General features: G+C 59.5%; 2 rRNA genes. Both read right to left on the bottom strand.

Going from position 1 to position 5,038, the window contains the following annotated elements:
* Positions 1–15: 15 nt before the first annotated feature.
* Positions 16–3,142, bottom strand: a 23S ribosomal RNA gene (locus ACI79P_RS21585).
* A 459-nt stretch (positions 3,143–3,601) separates the two neighbouring features.
* Positions 3,602–5,038, bottom strand: a 16S ribosomal RNA gene (locus tag ACI79P_RS21590); the annotation flags it as partial.

Below are 5,038 nucleotides of genomic sequence, written 5' to 3' on the forward strand. Positions count from 1 at the left end.
GGTGGGGAGGTGTGTGTGGTCAAGCCCTCGGCCTGTTAGTACCGGTCAGCTCCACACCTTGCGGTGCTTCCACTTCCGGCCTATCAACCCGCTGGTCTGGGCGGGGGCCTTACCCGGTTGACCCGGTGAGAGACCTCATCTTGAAGCGAGCTTCCCGCTTAGATGCTTTCAGCGGTTATCCCTGCCGAACGTAGCTAACCAGCAGTGCACCTGGCGGTACAACTGGCACACCAGAGGTTCGTCCGTCCCGGTCCTCTCGTACTAGGGACAGCTCTTCTCAAGTCTCTTACGCGCACGGCGGATAGGGACCGAACTGTCTCACGACGTTCTAAACCCAGCTCGCGTACCGCTTTAATGGGCGAACAGCCCAACCCTTGGGACCTACTCCAGCCCCAGGATGCGACGAGCCGACATCGAGGTGCCAAACCATCCCGTCGATATGGACTCTTGGGGAAGATCAGCCTGTTATCCCCGGGGTACCTTTTATCCGTTGAGCGACACCGCTTCCACATGCCGGTGCCGGGTCACTAGTCCCAGCTTTCGCTCCTGCTCGACCCGTCGGTCTCGCAGTCAAGCTCCCTTGTGCACTTGCACTCGACACCTGATTGCCAACCAGGCTGAGGGAACCTTTGGGCGCCTCCGTTACATTTTGGGAGGCAACCGCCCCAGTTAAACTACCCACCTGACACTGTCCCTGATCCGGATCACGGACCGAGGTTAGACATCCAATTCGACCAGAGTGGTATTTCAACGGCGACTCCACGAACACTGGCGTGCCCGCTTCGCAGTCTCCCACCTATCCTACACAAGCCGAACCGAACACCAATATCAAGCTATAGTAAAGGTCCCGGGGTCTTTCCGTCCTGCCGCGCGTAACGAGCATCTTTACTCGTAGTGCAATTTCGCCGAGCCTGTGGTTGAGACAGCTGAGAAGTCGTTACGCCATTCGTGCAGGTCGGAACTTACCCGACAAGGAATTTCGCTACCTTAGGATGGTTATAGTTACCACCGCCGTTTACTGGCGCTTGAGTTCTGAGCTTCGCCTTGCGGCTAACCCGTCCCCTTAACGTTCCAGCACCGGGCAGGCGTCAGTCCGTATACATCGTCTTACGACTTCGCACGGACCTGTGTTTTTAGTAAACAGTCGCTTCTCACTGGTCTCTGCGACCCCCTCCCGCTGCCCCACGCTAGGTGGTTCACGGGCTGGGGCCCCCCTTCTCCCGAAGTTACGGGGGCATTTTGCCGAGTTCCTTAACCACAGTTCGCTCGATCGCCTCGGTATTCTCTACCTGACCACCTGAGTTGGTTTGGGGTACGGGCCGCTCGGAACTCGCTAGAGGCTTTTCTCGGCAGCATAGGATCATCCAATTCGCCTCAATCGGCTATGCGTCGGGCCTCACCCTGTGTGTCCGACGGATTTACCTATCGGACGGGCCACACCCTTGCACCGGTACTACCACTCACCGGTAGGACTACCTTCCTGCGTCACCCCATCGCTTGCCTACTACCAGTCCGGGTCCCCAGCTTCCCCGGATCACCTCACAAGTGAGGATCACCGGCGTCGGTGGGTCAGCATCGCTGGGTTCAGCATGGGCGTTCCTTCGCGGGTACGGGAATATCAACCCGTTGTCCATCGACTACGCCTGTCGGCCTCGCCTTAGGTCCCGACTCACCCTGGGCGGATTAGCCTGGCCCAGGAACCCTTGGTCTTCCGGCGGGGGAGGTTCTCACTCCCCTCTCGCTACTCATGCCTGCATTCTCACTCGTGTGGCGTCCACGGCTGGATCACTCCGCCGCTTCCACCGCCACACGACGCTCCCCTACCCATCCACACACCTGGCCGGCCCTCCGAGGAGAACCGACGGGTTGTTGTGTGAATGCCACGGCTTCGGCGGTGTGCTTGAGCCCCGCTACATTGTCGGCGCGGAACCACTTGACCAGTGAGCTATTACGCACTCTTTCAAGGGTGGCTGCTTCTAAGCCAACCTCCTGGTTGTCTCTGCGATCCCACATCCTTTTCCACTTAGCACACGCTTAGGGGCCTTAGCCGATGATCTGGGCTGTTTCCCTCTCGACTACGAACCTTATCGCCCGCAGTCTCACTGCCACGCTCTCACTTACCGGCATTCGGAGTTTGGTTGACGTCAGTAACCTTGTGGGGCCCATCGGCCATCCAGTGCTCTACCTCCGGCAAGAAACACGTGACGCTGCACCTAAATGCATTTCGGGGAGAACCAGCTATCACCGAGTTTGATTGGCCTTTCACCCCTACCCACAGCTCATCCCCCAGGTTTTCAACCCTGGTGGGTTCGGTCCTCCACGCGGTCTTACCCGCGCTTCAACCTGGCCATGGGTAGATCACTCGGCTTCGGGTCTAGAGCACGCGACTCAAACGCCCTGTTCGGACTCGCTTTCGCTACGGCTACCCCACACGGGTTAACCTCGCCACGTACCGCTAACTCGCAGGCTCATTCTTCAAAAGGCACGCAATCACCCCGGCCCCGAAGGACCTAAGGCTCTCACGGCTTGTAGGCACACGGTTTCAGGTACTATTTCACTCCCCTCCCGGGGTACTTTTCACCTTTCCCTCACGGTACTTGTCCGCTATCGGTCACCAGGGAGTATTCAGGCTTAGCGGGTGGTCCCGCCGGATTCACACCGAATTTCACGGGCTCGGTGCTACTTGGGAAACAAGTTCGGGAGGGACTGCGTTTTCGTGTACGGGGCTCTCACCCTCTACGGCGACCCTTTCCAGAGGCCTTCCACTAACACAAGTCCTTTATGACTCCCCGCATCCCCGGCAGGAGATGCAGAACTGTCCCACGACCCCGACCACACAACGCCTGCCGGCTATCACATGCGATCGGTTTAGCCTCTTCCGCTTTCGCTCGCCACTACTCACGGAATCACTGTTGTTTTCTCTTCCTGTGGGTACTGAGATGTTTCACTTCCCCACGTTCCCTCCACACGCCCTATGTGTTCAGGCGCGGGTCACACCACATGACTGGTGCGGGGTTCCCCCATTCGGAAATCCTCGGATCAACGCTCGGTTGACAGCTCCCCGAGGCTTATCGCAGCCTCCTACGTCCTTCATCGGCTCCTGGTGCCCAGGCATCCACCGTGTGCCCTTAACAACTTGGCCACACAAAAATCCCGCCCCACACCCCCGGAAGGAAGCGTGCAGCGGGCCTACAACACTTGAACTCTGCTACCAGAGTCAGAAGATGCTCGCGTCCACTGTGCAGTTCTCAACGTACGACCAGCCACCGGTCACCCGACCCCACCAGCCCCGCCCCACCCACCCGAAGGCGGCGGAGACAGCGGTATGAGATGCAGACCGGCCCTGACACGAAGAAACGGTCACCCGCTCCCTCAGGACCCAACAGCGTGCCTACCACCGGCCACCCCCACCACCCCCCTCCACGCACACACCAGGTGTGTGCAGTACTAGGGGCAGCACCAGGCTGCCGGCCGAACTGGTCAGCGTTCCACCCTCGAGCACCACCCCAGGAACCTGCGACCCACCGGAGATGGTGGACCGTCCTGCCCTGAGCGCGGCTCTGCACCACCCCCACGCGGGAGGCGGTGACATGCTCCTTAGAAAGGAGGTGATCCAGCCGCACCTTCCGGTACGGCTACCTTGTTACGACTTCGTCCCAATCGCCGATCCCGCCTTCGACGGCTCCCTCCACAAGGGTTGGGCCACCGGCTTCGGGCGTTACCGACTTTCGTGACGTGACGGGCGGTGTGTACAAGGCCCGGGAACGTATTCACCGCAGCGTTGCTGATCTGCGATTACTAGCGACTCCAACTTCATGGGGTCGAGTTGCAGACCCCAATCCGAACTGAGACCGGCTTTTTGGGATTCGCTCCACCTCGCGGTATCGCAGCCCTTTGTACCGGCCATTGTAGCATGTTTGCAGCCCTAGACATAAGGGGCATGATGATTTGACGTCATCCCCACCTTCCTCCGAGTTGACCCCGGCAGTCTCCTATGAGTCCCCACCATCACGTGCTGGCAACATAGAACGAGGGTTGCGCTCGTTGCGGGACTTAACCCAACATCTCACGACACGAGCTGACGACAACCATGCACCACCTGTGCACGGCCCTTACGGACCCCCCATCTCTGGAGGATTTCCGTGCATGTCAAGCCTAGGTAAGGTTCTTCGCGTTGCATCGAATTAAGCAACATGCTCCGCCGCTTGTGCGGGCCCCCGTCAATTCCTTTGAGTTTTAGCCTTGCGGCCGTACTCCCCAGGCGGGGCGCTTAATGCGTTAGCTGCGGCACGGAGACCGTGGAATGGCCCCCACACCTAGCGCCCAACGTTTACGGCGTGGACTACCAGGGTATCTAATCCTGTTCGCTCCCCACGCTTTCGCTCCTCAGCGTCAGTTTCGGCCCAGAGACCCGCCTTCGCCACCGGTGTTCCTCCTGATATCTGCGCATTTCACCGCTACACCAGGAATTCCAGTCTCCCCTGCCGAACTCAAGTCCGCCCGTATCGACTGCAGGCCTGAGGTTGAGCCTCAGGTTTTCACAGCCGACGCGACGAACCGCCTACGAGCTCTTTACGCCCAATAATTCCGGACAACGCTTGCACCCTACGTATTACCGCGGCTGCTGGCACGTAGTTGGCCGGTGCTTCTTCTGCAGGTACCGTCACTTGCGCTTCGTCCCTGCTGAAAGAGGTTTACAACCCGAAGGCCGTCATCCCCCACGCGGCGTCGCTGCGTCAGGCTTTCGCCCATTGCGCAATATTCCCCACTGCTGCCTCCCGTAGGAGTCTGGGCCGTGTCTCAGTCCCAGTGTGGCCGGTCACCCTCTCAGGCCGGCTACCCGTCGTCGCCTTGGTAGGCCACTACCCCACCAACAAGCTGATAGGCCGCGGGCCCATCCCCAGCCGATAAATCTTTCCACCACCAGACCATGCGGTCAGCGGTCATATCCGGTATTAGCCCCAATTTCTTGGAGTTATCCCAGAGCCAGGGGCAGGTTGCCCACGTGTTACTCACCCGTTCGCCACTGATCCCCACC

The sequence above is a fragment of the Blastococcus sp. SYSU DS0510 genome (assembly GCF_054050835.1).